Raw genomic sequence first — 16859 nt, forward strand, 5'->3', positions numbered from 1 at the left:
GGCCGTGGGGTACTGCGGATGCGAAGCCGGGCGGGACAGGGTCTTCCGTTCGGATCAGGCCGGATCAGGCAGCGGGGTCCGGGGCCGTGCGTCGCAAGGCGGAGGAGGGCGTCATGGCGGAGCCATGGCAACCGACGACAACGCCGCGAGGTGCGGTGCCAGACCCCTCGAGCCCGGCATGATCCCGAACGAGAGGCCCGCGTACGGGGGGTGAGTCCATGCCGGAGCCGCGCTATCCCAGTGTTCCCGAACTCGTGGCCTCGGCCCGGTCGCTGGCCGCGCGCCGGCCGGGCCTGTGCACCCTGGACCAGGTCGGCGTCTCCCGCGCGGGCAGACCGCTGCACCTGCTGTCCGTCGGCCGTGCCCGGCGGGCCGTCCTGGTGGTCGCGGGCGCCCACGCCAACGAGCCCACGGGCGGCTCGACCCTCCTCGCGCTGGCCCACCGGGTGCTGACCGAGAGGGAGTTGCGTGCCGGGACCTCCTGGCACTTCCTGCTCTGCGCGGACCCGGACGGGGCGAGCCTGCACGTGACGCCGGCCCCGCGCAGCCTGCTCGACTACCACCACGGCTTCTTCCGCCCGGCCGGGGCGGAGCAGCCGGAGTGGTCCCCGTCCGTGCTGCCGCCCGACCGGCTGCCGCCCGAGACCCGTGCGCTGACCGGTGTCATCGACGCGCTGCGGCCCTACCTCCAGGTGACCCTGCACGGTACGGAGCTGGGCGGCAGCTGGGTGCAGCTCACCCGTGACGTGCCGGGGCTGGCGGAACCTTTCGCCAAGTCGGCGGCGGAGCTGCACATCCCGGTGGAGACGGGCGCCTGCGACGCGGCAGGCTGGCCCGTCTCCGGGCCCGGCGTGCGGGTGATGCCGGCGCCCGGCTCGGCGCCGGCGTACCCGAGCCTGCCCGACGACGCGCGGCTGAGCACGTGGTACCACGCCCACCGCCACGGCGGCCTGACGGCGGTCGTGGAGGTCCCGATGTGGGCGAGCGACCTGGTCGACGACCCGGCCCCGCACCCCGCCCCGCAGGCGGCGATACGGCGGCTGGCGGCCCGGCTGCTGCGGGACGCGCGGGAGGTGGAGCTGGTGCTCGCCGACGCGCTGCCCCGGCTGCGGGGCGCCGACGGGCCGCTGCTGCGCGCGGCGCGGTGGGGGCTGGGCCTGGTGCCGGGGCTCGCGGCGGACTGGGTGCACACCCCGCCCGCCGACACGACGATGGCCTACGTCGGCAGCGTCGACGCGTTCGGCCGCCGGGTGCCGCTGCGGGCGGCCGCGATGCTGCTGCGGGTGCTGCGCGAGGCCGACGACCGGGCCGCGCCGGGCCTCGAACGGCTCGTCGCGGCCTGGAGCACGGCCTTCGCGGACCGCTTCCGGGCCCGCTGGGTGCCGCTGGAGCACCAGGTCGAGCACCAGTCCCGCACGGTGGTGGAGACGGCCCGCCACGCCCGGGACGTGGGCGCGTGAGACGGGGACGCGGACGGGTGCCCGCGCCCCCGCCGGTGCGGGTCCTCACCCGTCCAGTGTGAACACGTTCCCCGTCCGGGCGTTCATCTCGCACGCGTTGGCGAAGGTCTCCGTGTAGTCGACCGCGCGTCCCTGCCACTCGCCGCGCGCCTGGACGGTCACGGGGGCGTAGATCATCGAGCAGAAGACGTCCTTGCGGGGGATGCCGCGGATGTCGCCGCGCGCCGACCGCAGCTCGGCGCAGGCCTGGGCCGCGTGGGAGTGCCCGTGGGGCGGGTCGCACAGCAGCAGGGTGCCTCGGGTGTCACCGCCCGAACGGGTGTCGCCGTGGGTGACGGTGACGTAGAGCCAGTCGCCGCGGTCCGCCTGCCGCGGGGAGGTCCGGGCCGCCTGGGCCGGGACGGCGGCCGCGAGGAGGAGGGCCGCGGTGGCCGGCAGACCGCGGCGCAGCCACCGGGTCGCCGCCTTGGTGATGGAGTGGGTCATGGCCGGTGTATCGGCACGCCGCCGCGCGGGCCGCAGTGCCGCTCACCCGAACGGGAGCACCGCCGGGCCTCCCGCTGGCCCGTCCGGGGGCGGCGGTCCGGGCCGCTCAGTCCACCGAGAGCCGGTACGTCACCTGCCCGAAGCCCACCTGGTCACCCTCGCGGACGACGGCCGCGCCGGTCACCCGCCGGCCGTTGACGGTGGTGCCGTTGGTCGAACCCAGGTCGCGCAGGATCCACAGACCGCCCTGGTGGCGCAGTTCGGCGTGGGCCCGCGAGACGGTCTCGTGGTTCAGTCTCAGGCCGCTCGCCGGGTCGCGGCCTATGCGCAGCGGATGGCCGCCCGCCGGGTGCGGCAGCAGCAGCTTGGGCAGCCGCTCGGCCTGCCAGGCCCTGCGCAGCCGTACGGTGAAGCCGGAGACGGCCTCCACGGTGCCGAACACCATGCGGGAGAGCCTGCCCTCGGTGGACAGGTCCGAGGTGAGCACGGCGAGTTCGTCGGGGCGACGGGCGGCCAGCGCGAGTTCCATGCGCCGCACGAACGTGTCGTGCGACAGCCGGCCCGCCGCGACGCCGTCGCGCAGCACCTTCAGCGCCCGGTCGCGCTCCGCGTCGGACAACCGCGCGGGGTACGGATGGATCTCGAAGGACGACGTCACGTTCGTGATTGTCGGCCAACGGCCGCGGGGTGTCCAGAAAACGCGAAGAGGGCCACGCGGCGCGCCGACCTGACGACACCTCGCGCGAATGGGTGGATTCAAAAGCGCATCGATCTCCTTTGGAGGACGATGGAGGACTCCGTCACGGTGAACAGACGAAGGGGAACCGTCCGTGCAGTTCGAGGTGTGGGCACCGCAGGCCGGCCGTGTGACGCTCCAGTGCGACGGCGCCACGCGCGCGCTGGAGCGCGATCCTGAGCGGCCGGGATGGTGGAGCGGGCAGGCCGCCGCGCGGGACGGCTCCCGCTACGGCTTCGCCCTGGACGACGGCCCCGTGCTGCCCGATCCGCGGTCGCGGCGGCAGCCGGACGGCCCGGACGGGCTGAGCGCGGTGGTCGACCACGGCCGCCACGCCTGGCGCACCCCCGACTGGCCGGGGCACCCGCTGCCCGGCGCGGTCCTCTACGAGCTGCACGTGGGCACGTACACGCGCGAGGGCACGTTCGACGCGGCGGCGGCACGCCTGGAGCACCTGACCGGACTCGGCGTGACGCACGTGGAGCTGATGCCGGTGTGCCCGTTCCCCGGCCGGCACGGCTGGGGCTACGACGGGGTGTCGCTGTGGGCGGTGCACGAGCCCTACGGCGGACCGGAGGGGCTCAAGCGCTTCGTCGACCGGGCGCACGAGCTGGGCCTGGGCGTGGTCCTGGACGTGGTGCACAACCACCTGGGCCCCTCGGGGAACCACCTTCCGCGCTTCGGCCCGTACTTCACGGACACCCACCACACCCCGTGGGGCTCCGCCGTCAACCTGGATGCGCCCGGCTCCGACGAGGTGCGGGACTTCCTGGTCGGCAGCGCGCTGGCCTGGCTGCGCGACTACCGGCTCGACGGGCTGCGCCTGGACGCGGTGCACGCGCTGGTGGACACCCGCGCGCGCCACTTCCTGGAGGAGCTGTCCACGGCCGTGGACGCGCTCTCTGCGGACCTCGGCCGCCCGCTGTTCCTGATCGCGGAGTCGGACCTGAACGACCCGCGGCTCATCACCCCGCGCGCGGAGCACGGCCTCGGGCTGCACGCCCAGTGGAGCGACGACTTCCACCACGCGCTGCACACGGCCGTGACGGGCGAGTCCCAGGGCTACTACGCCGACTTCGCGCGGGCCCCGCTCGCCGCGGTCGCCAAGACGCTCACCGGCGGCTACTTCCACGACGGGACGTACTCCAGCTTCCGGGGCCGCCGCCACGGCCGTCCCCTGGACCGCACCCGCGTGGCCGGCCACCGGCTGCTCGGTTACGCCCAGACCCACGACCAGGTCGGCAACCGGGCCCAGGGCGACCGGCTGTCCGGCCTGCTGGCGGACGCGCCGGGGCTGCTGGCGTGCGCGGCCACGCTGACGCTGACCGCGCCGTTCACGCCGATGCTCTTCATGGGTGAGGAGTGGGCGGCGGGCACCCCGTGGCAGTTCTTCACCGACCACACCGACCCGGACCTGGCCGAGGCCGTGCGACGGGGCAGGCGGCGGGAGTTCAGGGCGCACGGGTGGGCGGAGGAGGACGTTCCCGATCCGCAGGACGAGGCGACGCGGGACCGCTCCTGCCTGGACTGGTCCGAGCCGGAACGCGAGCCGCACGCGCGCGTGCTGGCCTGGTACCGGCGGCTGATCGCGCTCCGGCGCCGGCTGCCGGACCTCACCGACCCCGACCTCGCCGCGACCCGGGTCGCCTACGACGAGGAGGCGCGCTGGCTGGCCTTCCGGCGCGGGGACGTACGGGTGGCCGTCAACCTCGGCACCGGTGCGGCGGCGATCCCGCTGGGCACCCGGCCCGCCCGGGTGCTCGCCGCCTGGGAGCCGGTCGAGGCGCCCGACGAGGACGGTCTGCTGCGCCTGCCCGGCCGGTCGTGCGTGGTGCTGGCGCAGAGCTGAGCCCGCACCGCCCTCGCCCGGCTGCGGGACCGCCGGGGTCACCGTCCTCACCCCGGCCCTCGCCCGGCTGCGGGACCGCCGCGGCCCGCGTTCTCGTCCCGGTGCGGCGTCCCGCCGCCGTACCCGTCACGGTGCGGGGCTCTCGGCGTCGCCGGCGTCGTCAGCGTGCGGCGTCCCCGGTGTCCCCGCCCTCGTCCGTGCCCGTGTCCGTCTCCGCGTCCTCGCGGAATTCCGTGACCCGCTCCAGGAGGATCGCCTCCCAGGCGTGCCGCAGCTGGACCCGCAGCAGCGGCAGCGGGCTGTCCTCGCGGCCCTCCAGGCGGGCGGCGAGGCGGATCACGGTGTCGCAGCGGGCCAGCCACAGGCCGCGCAGGCAGGGCCGGGCGCCGTACCCGGCGAGGGTGGCGGCGCGCACGGCGGCGGGTGACCCGACGGCGAGGGCGAGGCCCGCGATGTCCTCGGCGGGGTCGCCGACGGCCGCGTCGGTCCAGTCCAGGACGCCGCGGACCCGGCCGTCGGCGGCGACCACCAGGTGTTCGGCCAGCAGGTCGTGGTGGACGAGGACCGCGGTGCCCGGCTGGGCGGCGAGCTGGGCCGCGGCGGGCGGGGCGAGCTGGTGCATCCGCGCGGGCTCGAACTCGTCGGCCCTTCCGAGGAGTTCCACGGCGTGCACGGCCATCCGGCGCAGCGCCTCCAGGGAGCGGGGCGCGGCGCGCGGCACGCCCAGCGTCTCGGCCTGCCGGACGGGCACCGCGCGCAGCCCGGTGAGCAGCCCGGCCAGGTCGTCCTCGCCGAGGGCGGAGACCTCGTGCTCGCCGGCCGTGCCGCCGGGGATCCTGGTGTCCAGGGTGTACGCCAGTCCGGGCGCCCAGTCGCCGTGCGCCACGCTCGCGGGGACGGCCACCGGCAGGTGCGGGCGGGCCAGGTCGCGCAGGCGCAGTTCGCGGCGCTGGCGCGCGGAGGCGGCACGGTCGGGGGCGAGGCGCAGCACGTGGCGGGCGCCCACCCACCAGGTGGAGTGCTCGCCGCTCTCGGTGACGGGCCGGACGTCGGGTCCGCCGGCCCGGCTCTCCGGGCCGTCGGGGAGCAGGGAGCGGACCAGCCGGCGGACCGTGTCCGCGGTGGGTGTCGGTGCCTGGGTCATCGTCGCGCCGTGTCGTTCGGGTCGGGGATGGGGGCTGCCGGCGGGTCAGTCCACTATGACCATCTCCCGGGTGGTGTCGTTGAGGCGGCGGCCCCCGTCCTCGGTGACCGTCACGATGTCCTCGATCCGCACGCCGAAGCGGCCGGGCAGGTAGATGCCGGGTTCCACGGAGAAGCACATGCCGGGCACGAGGGGCTGCTCCTCCCCTTCGATCATGTACGGCGGCTCGTGCGTGGTGACGCCGATGCCGTGGCCGGTGCGGTGGATGAAGTACTCGCCGTACCCGGCGTCCGCGACGACCGCGCGGGCGGCCCGGTCGACGTCCTGGCAGGCGGCGCCCGGACGCACGGCGCGGAAGCCCGCCTCCTGGGCCTCACGGACGACGTCGTGCACCCGGCGTTCCTCGTCCGTGGGTTCGCCGACGTGGACGGTGCGGGTGGTGTCGGAGCCGTAGCCGTCCTTGAGGCCGCCGAAGTCGAGGACGACCATGTCGCCGCGCTCGATGACCCGGTCGCCCATCTCGTGGTGCGGGTTGGCGCCGTTGGGGCCGGAACCGACGATGGTGAAGTCCACCTGGGAGTGGCCGAAGCGCCGCAGCAGGGCGGCGAGGTCGGCGCCGACCTCGAACTCGCGGCGCCCGGTGAAGCGGACCGTGCGGATCTCCTCGAAGGCCTGGTCGGCGGCGGCCGCGGCGGCGGCCAGGAGTTCGAGTTCGGCGGCGTCCTTGACGGCCCGGAGCATCGGCAGGGCCTCGGTGAGGGAGGCGTAGGAGGTGCCGGGCAGGGTCCGCTGGAGGCCCAGCAGGTGCATGGCCCACGCGTTGTCGCTGATGCCGAAGCGGCCGCGGCCGTCGAGGAGGGCGGCGGTGACGGCGTAGGGGTCCTTGCCGTCGGTCCAGTCGCGCAGGGTCATCGCGGGCGCGCCGGTGGCCCGGGCGGCGTCCGGGGCCTCCAGGGCCGGGACGACGAGGACGGGATCCTGCCCGGGGGCCAGGACGAGCAGGGTGAGCCGTTCGGTGTCGGCGGGCGGGGCGTAGCCGGTGAGCCACACGAGGTCGGGGCCGGGAGCCACGAGGAGTCCGGCGAGCCCGGCGTCGGCCGCCGCCCGCGCGGCGCGTGCCATCCGGGCCCGGTAGTCGTCGGCGGTGAAGGGCGCGGGCGCGGTGCCGGTCATCCGGTCCTCCGTGTGCGGCTGGGCGGTGAGGGGCGAGCAGTGACCACGGGCAGCATCCTGCCCGCGCGCGAGGGGCCGCGCGAGCCGGTCGGCGGGCCCGACGGGTCACGCCCCCATCCTCGCCGGTGGGACGGCCCGAGGACCACCGCTTTGCCGGATCAATGTTAACGGTCAGCGCTTGCCCAACCATTAATCGTCGTGGTGGGATCGCCTCACTGCCAAGAGCCGGGGGACCGGCGACAGGAGGGGGACGCCGTGCTCGTCATCGCGCACATCAGCGATCTGCATCTGGACGGCACCGCACGGGCGACGGAACGCGCCGTGCGGGTGCGTGACACGCTCTGGGAGCTGCCGGGCCGGGTGGACGCGCTGCTGGTCACCGGGGACATCGCCGACCACGGCGCGGAGGCCGAGTACGAGGAGGCCGCGGCGCTGCTGGGACTGGCCGGCGGGGCCGCGCCGTTCCCGGTGCTCACCTGCCCCGGCAACCACGACGACCGCGCCGCCTACCGCAAGGCGCTGCTGGGCCGGGCGGCGGCCCGCGGACCGGTCAACTCCGTGCACGTCCTCGACGGCGCGGCGGTGCTGATGTGCGACTCCAGCATCCCGGGCAGCGACGAGGGAGCCCTCGACGAGGAGACGTACGGCTGGATCGAGGAGACGCTCGACGGCCTCGGCGACGGCGTACCGGCGCTGCTGGCCCTCCACCATCCGCCGGTCGCCCTGCACCACCCCCTGCCCGACCGTTACCGGCTGCGCGAGCCGCACCGGCTGGCCGCCCTGCTGCGGCGGCGGCCCGCGATCGCCGGGGTGATCACCGGGCACGCCCACACGCCCGCCGCCACGACGTTCGCCGGGCGGCCGCTCGTCGTCGGCCCCGGGGTCACCTGGACACTGCGGCTGCCCTGGGAGGGCGAGGGCGCGGCGGACCGGGACGCTCCGCCCGGGCTCGCCTACCACGTCCTGGACGACGAGGGGCGCCTGACGAGCCACTTCCGGGTCGCCGGGTGATCCGTGGCCCGGTCCCTGGCATCAGGTGGCCCCTGGCCTGACCTCGGGCGTCAGGCGGCCCTTGACCGGACCCCGGGCGTCAGGGGGCCCTTGGCCCGATCCGTGGCGTCAGGTGGCCCGTGGTTTGACAGGTGCGCCGGGCGCGGCCCGGGGCGTCAGGTGGCCGGTGGCCTGACAGATGGCGCCGGGTGTGTTCCGTGACGTCAGGTGAGGACGCCCGGCGTGACGTGGAGCTGCTGGTAGCCGCCGCCGGGGTGCCGCACGGTCAGGACCACCCGGCGGCCCGGACCGGCCCCGGCCACCGCGCGCGCGAGGTCCGCCGCCGAGTCGATCCGCGACCTGTCGAACACGAGCAGGACGTCCCCCCGGACCAGCCCGGCCGAGTACGCGGGCCCCGGCACGTGCACACCGACCACCCGGGCGCCGGGCCGGTCGTCGTCCACCGCCTCCAGCCCGAGGGTCGGGCCCGCCGGCGCGGGCGCGGGACTCGTGGCCGGTGTCCGGTCCCCCGGCCCGGACCGCGCCGGCGGCGCCTGCCCCGCGGCGCCCGCCGCAGCCGCCGCCCCCGCCAGGCGCTGCACCTCGGCCAGTCTGCTCATGCCGATGACCGTGGCGCCCACCGCACCCAGGCCGACGCCGGCCAGCAGCAGGACCAGGCCCGCGACCAGGCCGCACACCGCCGCGGTGAACCGGCGGCCGCGCCGGTTCACGGGCTGCGGGCGCACGCGCTCGCGCGCGGCGCCCGCACCGGGCTCGCCGCCGGGCATCGGCTTGGGTCGCAACGCAGTCTGTTCCATCGTTCTCCTCCGGCCTCCGGCTGGTGCCTACCCGGCGCCCGGGCCCGCCACGAGCCACGAACGAGTGAGACTGAAGGCGACGGGAGGGAAAGCGGCGGGACGGAGCGGCCGCCGAGGGCGAGCGTCTGTGCCGGTGACGGCTGACGTCGGTGGTCACCGTTGTCGGTGACGACTGTTGTCGGTGAAGTCTGTTGTCGGGAACGGCTGTTGTCGGTGGTGGTCGTCGGCGGGGACGGCCGATGTCGGGGACGGGCGCCCGCGGCGAGGACCGTTGTCGGTGGCGGCTGTTACGTTCGGCGGCATGAGCGACCACCTCCTGCGGAAGCTGCGGAGCAGCCCGCGCCTGGCCGAACTGGCGGCCTTCCCCTTCGAGTTCGACCTGGGGAGCGCCCGCCACGTCGAGCCGGTCCGGCTCGCCTCCGGCGGGCCCCTGGAGCCGATCGCGGGCGACGCGTCGGGCGGCACGTACTTCGTGTGCGGCGACGGCTCCGTGCTCTACGCCGACTCCGAGGGCTCGGCCGGGATCATCGGCTCCGACGTGGACACGGCGCTGGAGGTGCTCATCGGCCTGCCCGGATGGCAGGACTGCCTGGACCTGTCACCGGCCGACGGCGCGGAGGAGATCCTCGCCATGGTCGCCGCGTCCGAGGCGGAGATACGCGAGGACTACGGCATCGACGAGGAGCGGGCCGAACTGCGTGCCGCCCTCGGCCTGCCCGAGCGCTCGCCCGTGGAACTCGTCGCGCTGCTGCACGCGGCGCTGCTGCGCACCGAGCCCGGCTTCCTGCTGCTCAACGCCGAGGAGGGGTGTGCCTACGGCCTGCTGGACTCCCACCCCCGGCCGACCCTGCGCGAGACGGTGCTCGCCCACGCCCCGGACGCGCTCCCCCGGCCCGCGACCGGCCCCGACGGACCGCCCGGCGCCGGTGAACCGCTGCTCACCTGGGCCGGGCGGGCCCTGGGCCTGGGCCTGACGGAGCACGCGCGGGCGGCCCTGATCCGCGGACTGGACGAGATCGTCATGAACCAGAGCACGCTGCGCCGGCCCGGCGCCCCGCGGGAGCTGGACATCTCGCCCCTGCTCCGGTTCGCCGAGACGTTCGAACGCATCGGTGACCGGGCGCAGGCACAGCGCGCCCGGCACCTGCACGCGGCGCTGGCCCGCACCGGGACCGACCGCCACACCCCCCGCACCGCCTCCGCCTCCGCCTCCAGCACCGGCACCGGCACCGGCACCGGGCGGAGCTGAACCCGACCCCGTTCAGCCGACGGGCAGCACGGGGGCCGGCGGGTGGTCCGGGAGGAAGGCGTGGGCGCGGCGGGCGAGCCACTCGGCCTTGTAGCGGTTCACGTTCCGGTGCCAGTTCAGAATGCCGGCCAGCCAGTTCTCCAGGTCCGCGACATAGCGCCCCATGGCCGCGCGGGCCTCCGTCGACAGCTGGAAGTCGTCGTACACCACGGGCAGTTCGTGCGCGACGACGTGTTCGAACTGGCGCATGCGCTGGGTCATCAGGTCGTGCACGACGGCGAGCGCCGCGGGGTAGCCGATCCCGAAGAAGTGCTGCACGACGAGGATCGCATTGTGGATCTCGCCCTCGTACTGGATCTCCTTCTGGTAGGAGAAGACGTCGTTGAGCAGGCAGGCGTAGTCCATGGCCGCGTTCTCCAGGGAACGGACCGGGCCGCTGCGGTAGACCTCGGGCGGGATCGCCGGGCCGTGACCCATCCGGCACAGACTGAGGGTGAGGTCGGAGCCGAAGGTGGCGCGCCGCATCTCCAGGTAGTCGACGGGGTCGGGCACGCGGTTCTGCATCTGGTTGGACAGCTCCCACACCCAGCTCTCGGTCATCGAGTCGACCGCGCGTTTGAAGGTGCGCCGCTGGTCCGGGGTCATCGCGGCGGTGGTCCGCGTCCACAGGTCGGCCAGCGCGCGCTCCATGGCGTTGAGGGGGACGGGGGCCTCCTCGCCGTCGACCGGCATGCACGCCGACAGACGGGCCGTGGTCAGCCGCGCGGCGGCGAGGTCACGGCGGTGGCCGTAGACCAGGGGGTAGTAGTCGTCGCCGTAGGTGCCCCAGGCGAGCCACTGCGCGCTCAGGTCGAGTTCCCCGGGTGCCGCGTCCGGGTCCAGCCCCGCCGAGCACAGGGCCAGGTCGTAGGCGGCGAGCTTGTCCTCGTCCCAGACGCCTTCCGTGAGGATGCCCATCCGGTGGCACCAGTCGGCGAGCCGGGACCGTGAACGCTCCAGGTGCGGGCTCAGCTCCAGCGGGAAGGGCATGTACAGGTCGGGGATGCGCGAGGGGCCGACCTTCTCGTACGGGACGTGGGTGTAGGCGCGCAGGCGTTCGGCGCCGGCCGCGGCGAGCAGCGCGCCCATGTCGACGGCCGAGGTGCCGGGTCCGGACGGCGGCTGCCAGGGGTCGACCGGGCGTGCCCGGGCGTTCATGTACCGGCTGGAGCGCATGTGCCATTCGTGGCCGCCGGACTGCCAGTCCTGCAGGCCCTTGGTGTACGCCGCCACCGCCGCGACCTCGCCGGGGGTGAGGGCGTGCTCCGCGGCCACGGCGGGCACCTCGGTGAGCGCGGTGTGCTCGAACTGGTGCAGGCGCGAGGTGAGGACGTCGTTGACGGTGTCCGCGGCCTCCTGGGTGGTGCAGCCGAAGAAGGTCTCCAGGACCAGTACGCCGTTGCTCAGCTCGCCCTCGTCCTCCACCTCCCGCTGGTAGGAGAACAGGTCGTTGCGCAGGTGCACGGCGTCGGAGAAGGTCTCCATCAGGACCCTGAGCGGCCTGGACTGCGCGACGGAGGCGGGCACTTCGGCGGTGGCGTACTCCACGAGCCCCGCCGACCAGGGGGCGCCGCCGACCTTGCGGCGCATCTCGATGTACTCGACGGGGTTGGCGATCCGCCCCTCGTTGATGTTGGACAGCTCCCACAGGGACTCGTTCAGCAGGTGCTCGGTGGCCACCGCGAACCGGCGCCGCCAGCCGGCCGACATCGACGGGACCGTACGCGCCCACAGGTCGGCCAGGCCCGCCTCCACCGGATTCTGCGGCTCGGGGACGCCGGCGCCGTCGTCGAGGGGCATGAACAGGGGCAGCCGGTCCAGGTAGGCCTTGCCGCCGGCCCGGTCCTGGCTGCGCTTGAACGTCTCCAGGAAGTGGTCGTCGAAGAAGAAGACCCACACGTACCAGTCGGTGATCAGGGAGAGGGCGGGGCCGTCGCAGTCGGGGTGGGTGTAGGCGCACAGCAGTCCGTAGTCGTGCGCGTCGAGATCGGACTGGTCCCAGATCCCGGAGCCTTCCAGCATGCCCATGTCCCGCGCCCACCGCGTGGAGTGGGCGCGCGCCTCGTCGAGGTGCGGGTTCAGCCGCGCGGGGTACGGCATGTAGAAGTGCGGTAGTTCGAAGGGCTGCTGCGTCATGGCCGGGCCCTACCCGGGGTGCTCGGCAGCCATCCTCCGGCGCGCATCCGATCACACCATCGCGTGAATCACCGCCGAACGCGCCCCGGGCGCGCGCCCGGTGACGTCGGACGCCGTCGCTCGCGGCGGCCGCCCCGTGACGAACGTCAGGGGTCCGGTGTGGTCGCTCGGCCCGGGTCTGCGGCTGTTCCGGTCCCTACGGTCGCGTCTCATGGAACGAGAACCGGGGAAGACGGTCCGGGCCGCCCGTCTGCCCGGCGTGCCGGCCGTCCTGACCGTGGGTGCGGGAGCCGTCATCCGGCTCTCCCCCGGCGGGCTGGGCGAGGCAGGGGCCGTCGAGGTCGCGGGCGGCGCTTCGGCGTCCCTGCACCGAAGGGTCGCGCAGTACTCGCACGTCGTGCCGTGCCGTCTCCCGTCGGCCCGGCACGGCCGGCACCGCACGGGCCGCGCTCTCGCGCGGCTCGGCAGCCGGGGTCCGGTCAGCGGGTCAGCGGATCGGCGGGGGCGGTCTCCCGCTCCAGCTGGGCGGCGAGGCCCAGGTAGCGCGGTCGCCGGGGGACGGGCACCAGGCCGCGGATCAGCAGGTGCCACATCTCGGTCGTCCTGCGCGGCAGCCGGGCCACCGGTTCCAGGGGCCGGCCCGCGACCCGGGTGCCGACGAAGAAGGAGACCAGGGAGCGCGCGGCGGCATGGACGTCGACGTCGGGGTGGACGTCGGCCTCCCGCACGGCGGCGAGGAGCCGGTTCGTGGCGATCTCCAGCCACTCCGTGAAGGGGTGGCGCAGCGGTGGCCGCACGTCGACGCCGCCGGTGGCGAGCCGGAAGCCCGCGCGGACGACCGGACCTTCGACGGACAGCCGGGTGAACGCGAAGGTGATGCGCATCAGCGCTTCCAGGGACGGGCAGCCCCGCTCCTCCACCTCGCCCGTCACCTGGCGCACGGCCCGGGACTGCAGCTCCATGATGGCGTGGGCCAGGTCCTCCTTGGCCGCGAAGTGGAAGTACAGGGCGCCCTTGGTGACCCGGGCGTGCTCGACGATGTCGCTCAGGCTGGTGCGCTCGTAGCCGTGCCGGTCGAACAGGTCGGCAGCCGCCGTGATGATCGTCGAGCGTGTCTGCTCGGCGCGTAACTGCCTCGCCATGGCCAGAAGACTCCTGCTCTAACGAACGGGGCGTGCTGTTTGTTTCCTGCTCGCTCCACGATAGCCCACCCGCCAACCCCGTCACCAGACAGAGGAGTTGGTTCGTTCACGCTGTCCTATCAGCCTAATCATGACCAAATACCGACAAACAGAGGGATGTTCAAAACCAGCAGGACGGTTTCTTCTGCGCCGCCCAGCGGAGTCGTACGAATGTGGATCCGGCGCCCCGCCGAAGGAGTCCCGTACTCGTCGGCGCCGCGCGGAACTTATCCGGGCCGCCGCTAGTTTCTACGGTGCTGTAGAACTGAACGATCCGACATTTGGAGAGCACCATGGCCCTGTGGGACCGCATCAAGGATTCCGCGACGCAGATGCAGACCCAGCTGGTGGCGAAGAAGAACGACCTGAAGAGCGGCGCCTTCCGCGACGCGAGCATGGCGATGTGCGCGCTCGTGGCCGCCGCCGACGGCACCGTGGACCCCTCGGAGCGCCGGCGCGTCGCCCAGCTGATCGCCGGCAACGAGGTCCTGCAGAACTTCCCCGCGGACGACCTGCGCCGCCGCTTCGAGGAGAACCTGGACAAGCTGACCGCCGACTTCGACTTCGGCAAGGTGAGCGTGCTCCAGGAGATCGCCAAGGCGAAGAAGAAGCCCGCCGAGGCGCGGGCCGTCGTCCAGATCGGCATCGTGATCGGCGGCGCGGACGGCGACTTCGACAAGACCGAGCGGGCCGTGGTCCGTGAGGCCTGCTACGCCCTGGACCTGCCGCCGCACGAGTTCGACCTCTGAGAAGCGCCGCCGGCACCGCCGTGCCGCCCGCAGCCGCCCGCCCGCGCGATCACAATCCGGCCAGGACCGGCAGGATCCCGGCCGCGGTGGTGACGTCCGCCGTCAGCGGGCGGTCCTCGGTGCCGGCGGGCAGCGCGGCGGCGGCCACGGCGAAGGCCGCGGTGCGCGGCGGCCGCGCACGCCGGCGCAACGCCCTGACGGCGACCACCAGTTCGCACGCCAGGACGGTCGCGTAGGCGTCCACCGCGCGCAGGGCCTGCCGGGCCGCCTGGGAGGCGAAGCTGGCGGCCTCCTCCAGGCCGTGGGAGAGCACCGCATGGCCGGCCGAGGCGGGCGCGGCGCAGGCGCGCAGCTCGGCGAGGGCGGAGTTCGCGGTGTACTCCAGGATCATCGTGCCGGAGCTGCCCGGCGGGCCCTCGGCCAGGAAGGCGGGCAGACCGGTGAGGTCCGGGCGGCCCAGCGCGGCGAGGCGGGCGGCCGACAGCTGGGCGGTCTGCAGCACGGCGAGGCCGAGGGCGTCCAGGGCGAGGCCGAGCGGGGCCGCGTAGAAGCCGCCGTGGTGGTAGGCCCTCGTGCCGTCGGCGCTGATGAGCGGGTTCTCCGAGGGGCAGTTGACCTCCACCTCGACGATGTGCCGCAGCGCGTCCGCCGCTTGAAGCGCGGGCCCGTGGGCCTGCGGGAAGGCCCGGAAACCGAACGGGTCCTGGATCCGGTGGTCACCGGTGCCGGGCGGCGGGCCGGGCGGCCCGGACAGCCGCCGCACCTCCGCGGCGGCGCGGGCGGCTCCCGGGTAGGGGCGCAGCGCGTGGACCTGGCCGGCGTACGCCTCCAGGGAGCCGGAGACGGCGGCGAGCGACAGGGCGGCCACGGCGTGCGTGGCCCGCAGCAGCACGTCGAGGTCGTGGCAGGCGAGCGCGGCCTGACCGAGGGTGAGCGCGTTGCTGCTGAGCAGTGCGAGCGCGTCGCCGGGCTGCGGCACGACGGGGGCGGGCAGCTCGGGAACGGCGGTGCCGGTCCCCGCGAGGGGCGCCTCCTGCGCCGCGCCGCCTGGATGCGGCTCCGCCCGCGCCGCACGGCCCGGAGGCGGTGGCATCCGCGCCGCGGGGCCCGGACGGTGCTCCGGCTCCGCGCCGCGGCCCGGACCGGGCGAGGTCTGCGCCGCGCGGTACCCGCGCGCGGGCGGAACGCCGTCGGCCGGGGTGTTCTCCAGGAGGGCGCCCGGCCTCAGGTGTCCGCCGGGTCCCTCGCCCCGGTCGAGGCGGCCGGGCACGCCCTGCCGCGGTGCGGTCGCGCGGGACCGGCCCGCGCCGGCCGGGGTGCCGTTCAGCCAGGGGCGTTCGCCGATGAGGGTCAGGCCCGTCTGCGCGAGGGCCGTCAGGTCCCCGGTGCCCAGGCCGCCGTACTCGTTGACCGCCGGGTGCACGCCGAGCCGCAGGGCCTCGGTGAGGGCGGTGACGAAAGCGGGCTGGATGCCGGAGCCGCCGGCGAGGAGCTGGTTGGCGCGGACGGCCAGCATCGCCCGGATCTGCCGGGCCGGGAGCACCGCGCCGGCCCCGCCCGCATGACTGCGCAGCAGCCGCAGGCCGTGCTCCGCCTCGTCCCGGCTGTCCACCGGCACCGAGCGGTGCGCGCCGACGCCGGTGCCGCGGCCGTAGAGCCTGCCGCCCGCGGCCAGGCGCCCGGCGGCCCGCCAGGAGCGGTGGGCCCGTGCCAGCGCCTCGCGCGGTACGACGGGTTCGGCCGCGGCGTCGGCGAGGCGGACCACGCCGGCCAGCGGGAGGTGGCGGCCGTCCAGCGCGACACGGGTCTCCTCCGCGTCCCGGGGCGCCCGCGTCGCGCTGTCCACCGCCGGACCGTCAGGCGAGACCGGCCGACTTCAGCCAGGCCTTGGCCACGTCCAGCGGGTCCTTGTTCTGTGACTGCACCTGCGTGTCGAGGTCCAGCAGGGTGGCCGTGTCCAGCTTGGCGGAGAGCGCATTGAGCGCTTCGACGCCCTTCTGGTCGAGTCCGCTCTTGTAGACGAGCGGCTGGACGTTCTCGAACCCGAAGAGGTTCTTCGGGTCCTGCAGGACGACGAACTTCTCCTTGGCGATGGCCGGGTCGGTGGTGAAGACGTCCGCGGCCTGCACGGTGTCCTTCTTCAGCGCCGCCTGGGTCAGCGGGCCGCCCGCGTCCAGCGCCTTGAAGGACTTGAACTCCAGCCCGTACAGCGACTTCAGGCCGAGCAGGCCCTGCCGGCGCGTCTGGAACTCGGGCGAGCCGCCGATGACGATGTCCTTCGCGGCGTCCTTGAGGTCCGCGACGGAGGACTTGTCGGTCAGCTGGTACTTCTTCGCCGTCGCGGCGTTGACCGTGACCGAGTCCTTGTTCTGCGCGGGCGACGGCTCCAGCAGCGTCAGCTTGGGGTCGAGCTTGGTGTTGATCGCGGCCGTCGTGGCGGCGACCGTCTTCGGGGCGGCGTTCTTGTCCAGATAGGCCAGCAGCGCGCCGTTGTACTCGGGCAGGACGGTCACGGAGCCGTTCTTGAGCAGGCCGTAGGTGGTCTCGCGGCTGCCGATGTTGTGCTTGTAGGTGACCTTGACACCCTTGGCCTTCAGGGCCTCGCCGTAGATGTCGGCCAGCAGGATGCTCTCGGCGAAGTTGTTGGAGCCGACGACCACGCTGTCACCGCTCGCCTTGCCGCCCGCGAGCGGGTCGCTGCCGGACTTGTCGCCGGAGGACGAACACCCGGCGAGGAGTGCGACGGTGGCGGCGAGGGCGACGGTGGCCGCGCCGGCGCGCCTCGTGCTGGACCTGGTGCTCTTCGCGTAAGAAGTCACGATTCTCGTTCCGGGTTGGGAAGTCGTGGG

Annotated in this window: 14 protein-coding genes; 5 read left to right on the forward strand and 9 right to left on the reverse strand. The window is 74.6% G+C overall.

The window, feature by feature from the left end:
* Positions 1–218 precede the first annotated feature (218 nt).
* Positions 219–1460 (forward strand): M14 family zinc carboxypeptidase, encoded by a 1242-nt coding sequence (locus AC6I72_RS06765; protein ID WP_497999956.1) that lies wholly within the window; start codon positions 219–221, stop codon positions 1458–1460.
* Positions 1461–1505: 45 nt separating this feature from the next.
* Here AC6I72_RS06765 and AC6I72_RS06770 read toward each other — a convergent pair whose 3' ends face one another.
* Positions 1506–1946 (reverse strand): SSI family serine proteinase inhibitor, encoded by a 441-nt coding sequence (locus AC6I72_RS06770; RefSeq protein WP_497999957.1) that lies wholly within the window; start codon positions 1944–1946, stop codon positions 1506–1508.
* A gap of 106 nt (positions 1947–2052) precedes the next feature.
* Positions 2053–2604 carry an FHA domain-containing protein gene (locus AC6I72_RS06775; protein WP_497999958.1) on the reverse strand — a complete coding sequence of 184 codons (552 nt, stop codon included), beginning with the start codon at positions 2602–2604 and terminating at the stop codon, positions 2053–2055.
* Between the two features lie 172 nt (positions 2605–2776).
* On the opposite strand from AC6I72_RS06775, the gene treZ reads away from it, so the two are divergent.
* The gene (gene treZ, locus AC6I72_RS06780) at positions 2777–4531 is read left to right on the forward strand and encodes a malto-oligosyltrehalose trehalohydrolase (RefSeq protein WP_497999959.1); all 1755 of its coding nucleotides are present in this window, start codon (positions 2777–2779) and stop codon (positions 4529–4531) included.
* A gap of 160 nt (positions 4532–4691) precedes the next feature.
* Here treZ and AC6I72_RS06785 read toward each other — a convergent pair whose 3' ends face one another.
* Both AC6I72_RS06785 and AC6I72_RS06790 read right to left on the reverse strand, forming a co-directional pair.
* Positions 4692–5675 carry a phosphotransferase family protein gene (locus AC6I72_RS06785; protein WP_497999960.1) on the reverse strand — a complete coding sequence of 328 codons (984 nt, stop codon included), beginning with the start codon at positions 5673–5675 and terminating at the stop codon, positions 4692–4694.
* A 45-nt stretch (positions 5676–5720) separates the two neighbouring features.
* A complete protein-coding gene (locus AC6I72_RS06790) occupies positions 5721–6848 on the reverse strand; it encodes an aminopeptidase P family protein (protein ID WP_497999961.1) in 1128 nt (375 codons plus the stop codon).
* Between the two features lie 255 nt (positions 6849–7103).
* Between AC6I72_RS06790 and AC6I72_RS06795 the strand changes: the two genes are divergently transcribed.
* Positions 7104–7859 (forward strand): metallophosphoesterase, encoded by a 756-nt coding sequence (locus AC6I72_RS06795; RefSeq protein ID WP_497999962.1) that lies wholly within the window; start codon positions 7104–7106, stop codon positions 7857–7859.
* 203 nt (positions 7860–8062) lie between these two features.
* Here the strand turns inward: AC6I72_RS06795 and AC6I72_RS06800 are convergent, their stop codons facing one another.
* Positions 8063–8656 (reverse strand): PDZ domain-containing protein, encoded by a 594-nt coding sequence (locus AC6I72_RS06800; RefSeq protein ID WP_497999963.1) that lies wholly within the window; start codon positions 8654–8656, stop codon positions 8063–8065.
* Positions 8657–8957: 301 nt separating this feature from the next.
* Here AC6I72_RS06800 and AC6I72_RS06805 point away from each other — a divergent pair, with 301 nt between their 5' ends.
* Positions 8958–9905, forward strand: coding sequence for a hypothetical protein (locus tag AC6I72_RS06805; protein ID WP_497999964.1), 948 nt, complete (start codon positions 8958–8960; stop codon positions 9903–9905).
* A 12-nt stretch (positions 9906–9917) separates the two neighbouring features.
* Here the strand turns inward: AC6I72_RS06805 and cyc2 are convergent, their stop codons facing one another.
* Together cyc2 and AC6I72_RS06815 are read right to left on the reverse strand one after the other, a co-directional pair.
* On the reverse strand, positions 9918–12080 hold the full coding sequence (gene cyc2, locus AC6I72_RS06810; protein ID WP_497999965.1) for a germacradienol/geosmin synthase Cyc2: 2163 nt from the start codon (positions 12078–12080) through the stop codon (positions 9918–9920).
* A 479-nt stretch (positions 12081–12559) separates the two neighbouring features.
* The gene (locus tag AC6I72_RS06815; protein WP_497999966.1) at positions 12560–13222 is read right to left on the reverse strand and encodes a ScbR family autoregulator-binding transcription factor; all 663 of its coding nucleotides are present in this window, start codon (positions 13220–13222) and stop codon (positions 12560–12562) included.
* 332 nt (positions 13223–13554) lie between these two features.
* On the opposite strand from AC6I72_RS06815, the gene AC6I72_RS06820 reads away from it, so the two are divergent.
* A complete protein-coding gene (locus tag AC6I72_RS06820; protein ID WP_037858579.1) occupies positions 13555–14010 on the forward strand; it encodes a tellurite resistance TerB family protein in 456 nt (151 codons plus the stop codon).
* 49 nt (positions 14011–14059) lie between these two features.
* Here AC6I72_RS06820 and AC6I72_RS06825 read toward each other — a convergent pair whose 3' ends face one another.
* Together AC6I72_RS06825 and AC6I72_RS06830 are read right to left on the reverse strand one after the other, a co-directional pair.
* Positions 14060–15856, reverse strand: a complete 1797-nt coding sequence (locus tag AC6I72_RS06825) for an aromatic amino acid lyase (protein WP_497999967.1) — start codon at positions 15854–15856, stop codon at positions 14060–14062.
* Between the two features lie 10 nt (positions 15857–15866).
* Entirely contained in the window at positions 15867–16829 is a 963-nt protein-coding gene (locus AC6I72_RS06830) for an ABC transporter substrate-binding protein (protein ID WP_497999968.1), read from the reverse strand.
* Positions 16830–16859 lie beyond the last annotated feature (30 nt).

The organism is Streptomyces sp. Xyl84, assembly GCF_059731885.1.

Excerpts from the sequence above, each read along its gene's own strand:
- AC6I72_RS06765 (WP_497999956.1), top strand. The coding sequence starts at position 219 with ATGCCGGAGCCGCGCTATCCCAGTGTTCCCGAACTCGTGGCCTCGGCC.
- AC6I72_RS06770 (WP_497999957.1), bottom strand. The coding sequence starts at position 1,946 with ATGACCCACTCCATCACCAAGGCGGCGACCCGGTGGCTGCGCCGCGGT.
- AC6I72_RS06785 (WP_497999960.1), bottom strand. The coding sequence starts at position 5,675 with ATGACCCAGGCACCGACACCCACCGCGGACACGGTCCGCCGGCTGGTC.
- AC6I72_RS06790 (WP_497999961.1), bottom strand. The coding sequence starts at position 6,848 with ATGACCGGCACCGCGCCCGCGCCCTTCACCGCCGACGACTACCGGGCC.
- AC6I72_RS06800 (WP_497999963.1), bottom strand. The coding sequence starts at position 8,656 with ATGGAACAGACTGCGTTGCGACCCAAGCCGATGCCCGGCGGCGAGCCC.
- AC6I72_RS06805 (WP_497999964.1), top strand. The coding sequence starts at position 8,958 with ATGAGCGACCACCTCCTGCGGAAGCTGCGGAGCAGCCCGCGCCTGGCC.
- cyc2 (WP_497999965.1), bottom strand. The coding sequence starts at position 12,080 with ATGACGCAGCAGCCCTTCGAACTACCGCACTTCTACATGCCGTACCCC.
- AC6I72_RS06815 (WP_497999966.1), bottom strand. The coding sequence starts at position 13,222 with ATGGCGAGGCAGTTACGCGCCGAGCAGACACGCTCGACGATCATCACG.
- AC6I72_RS06820 (WP_037858579.1), top strand. The coding sequence starts at position 13,555 with ATGGCCCTGTGGGACCGCATCAAGGATTCCGCGACGCAGATGCAGACC.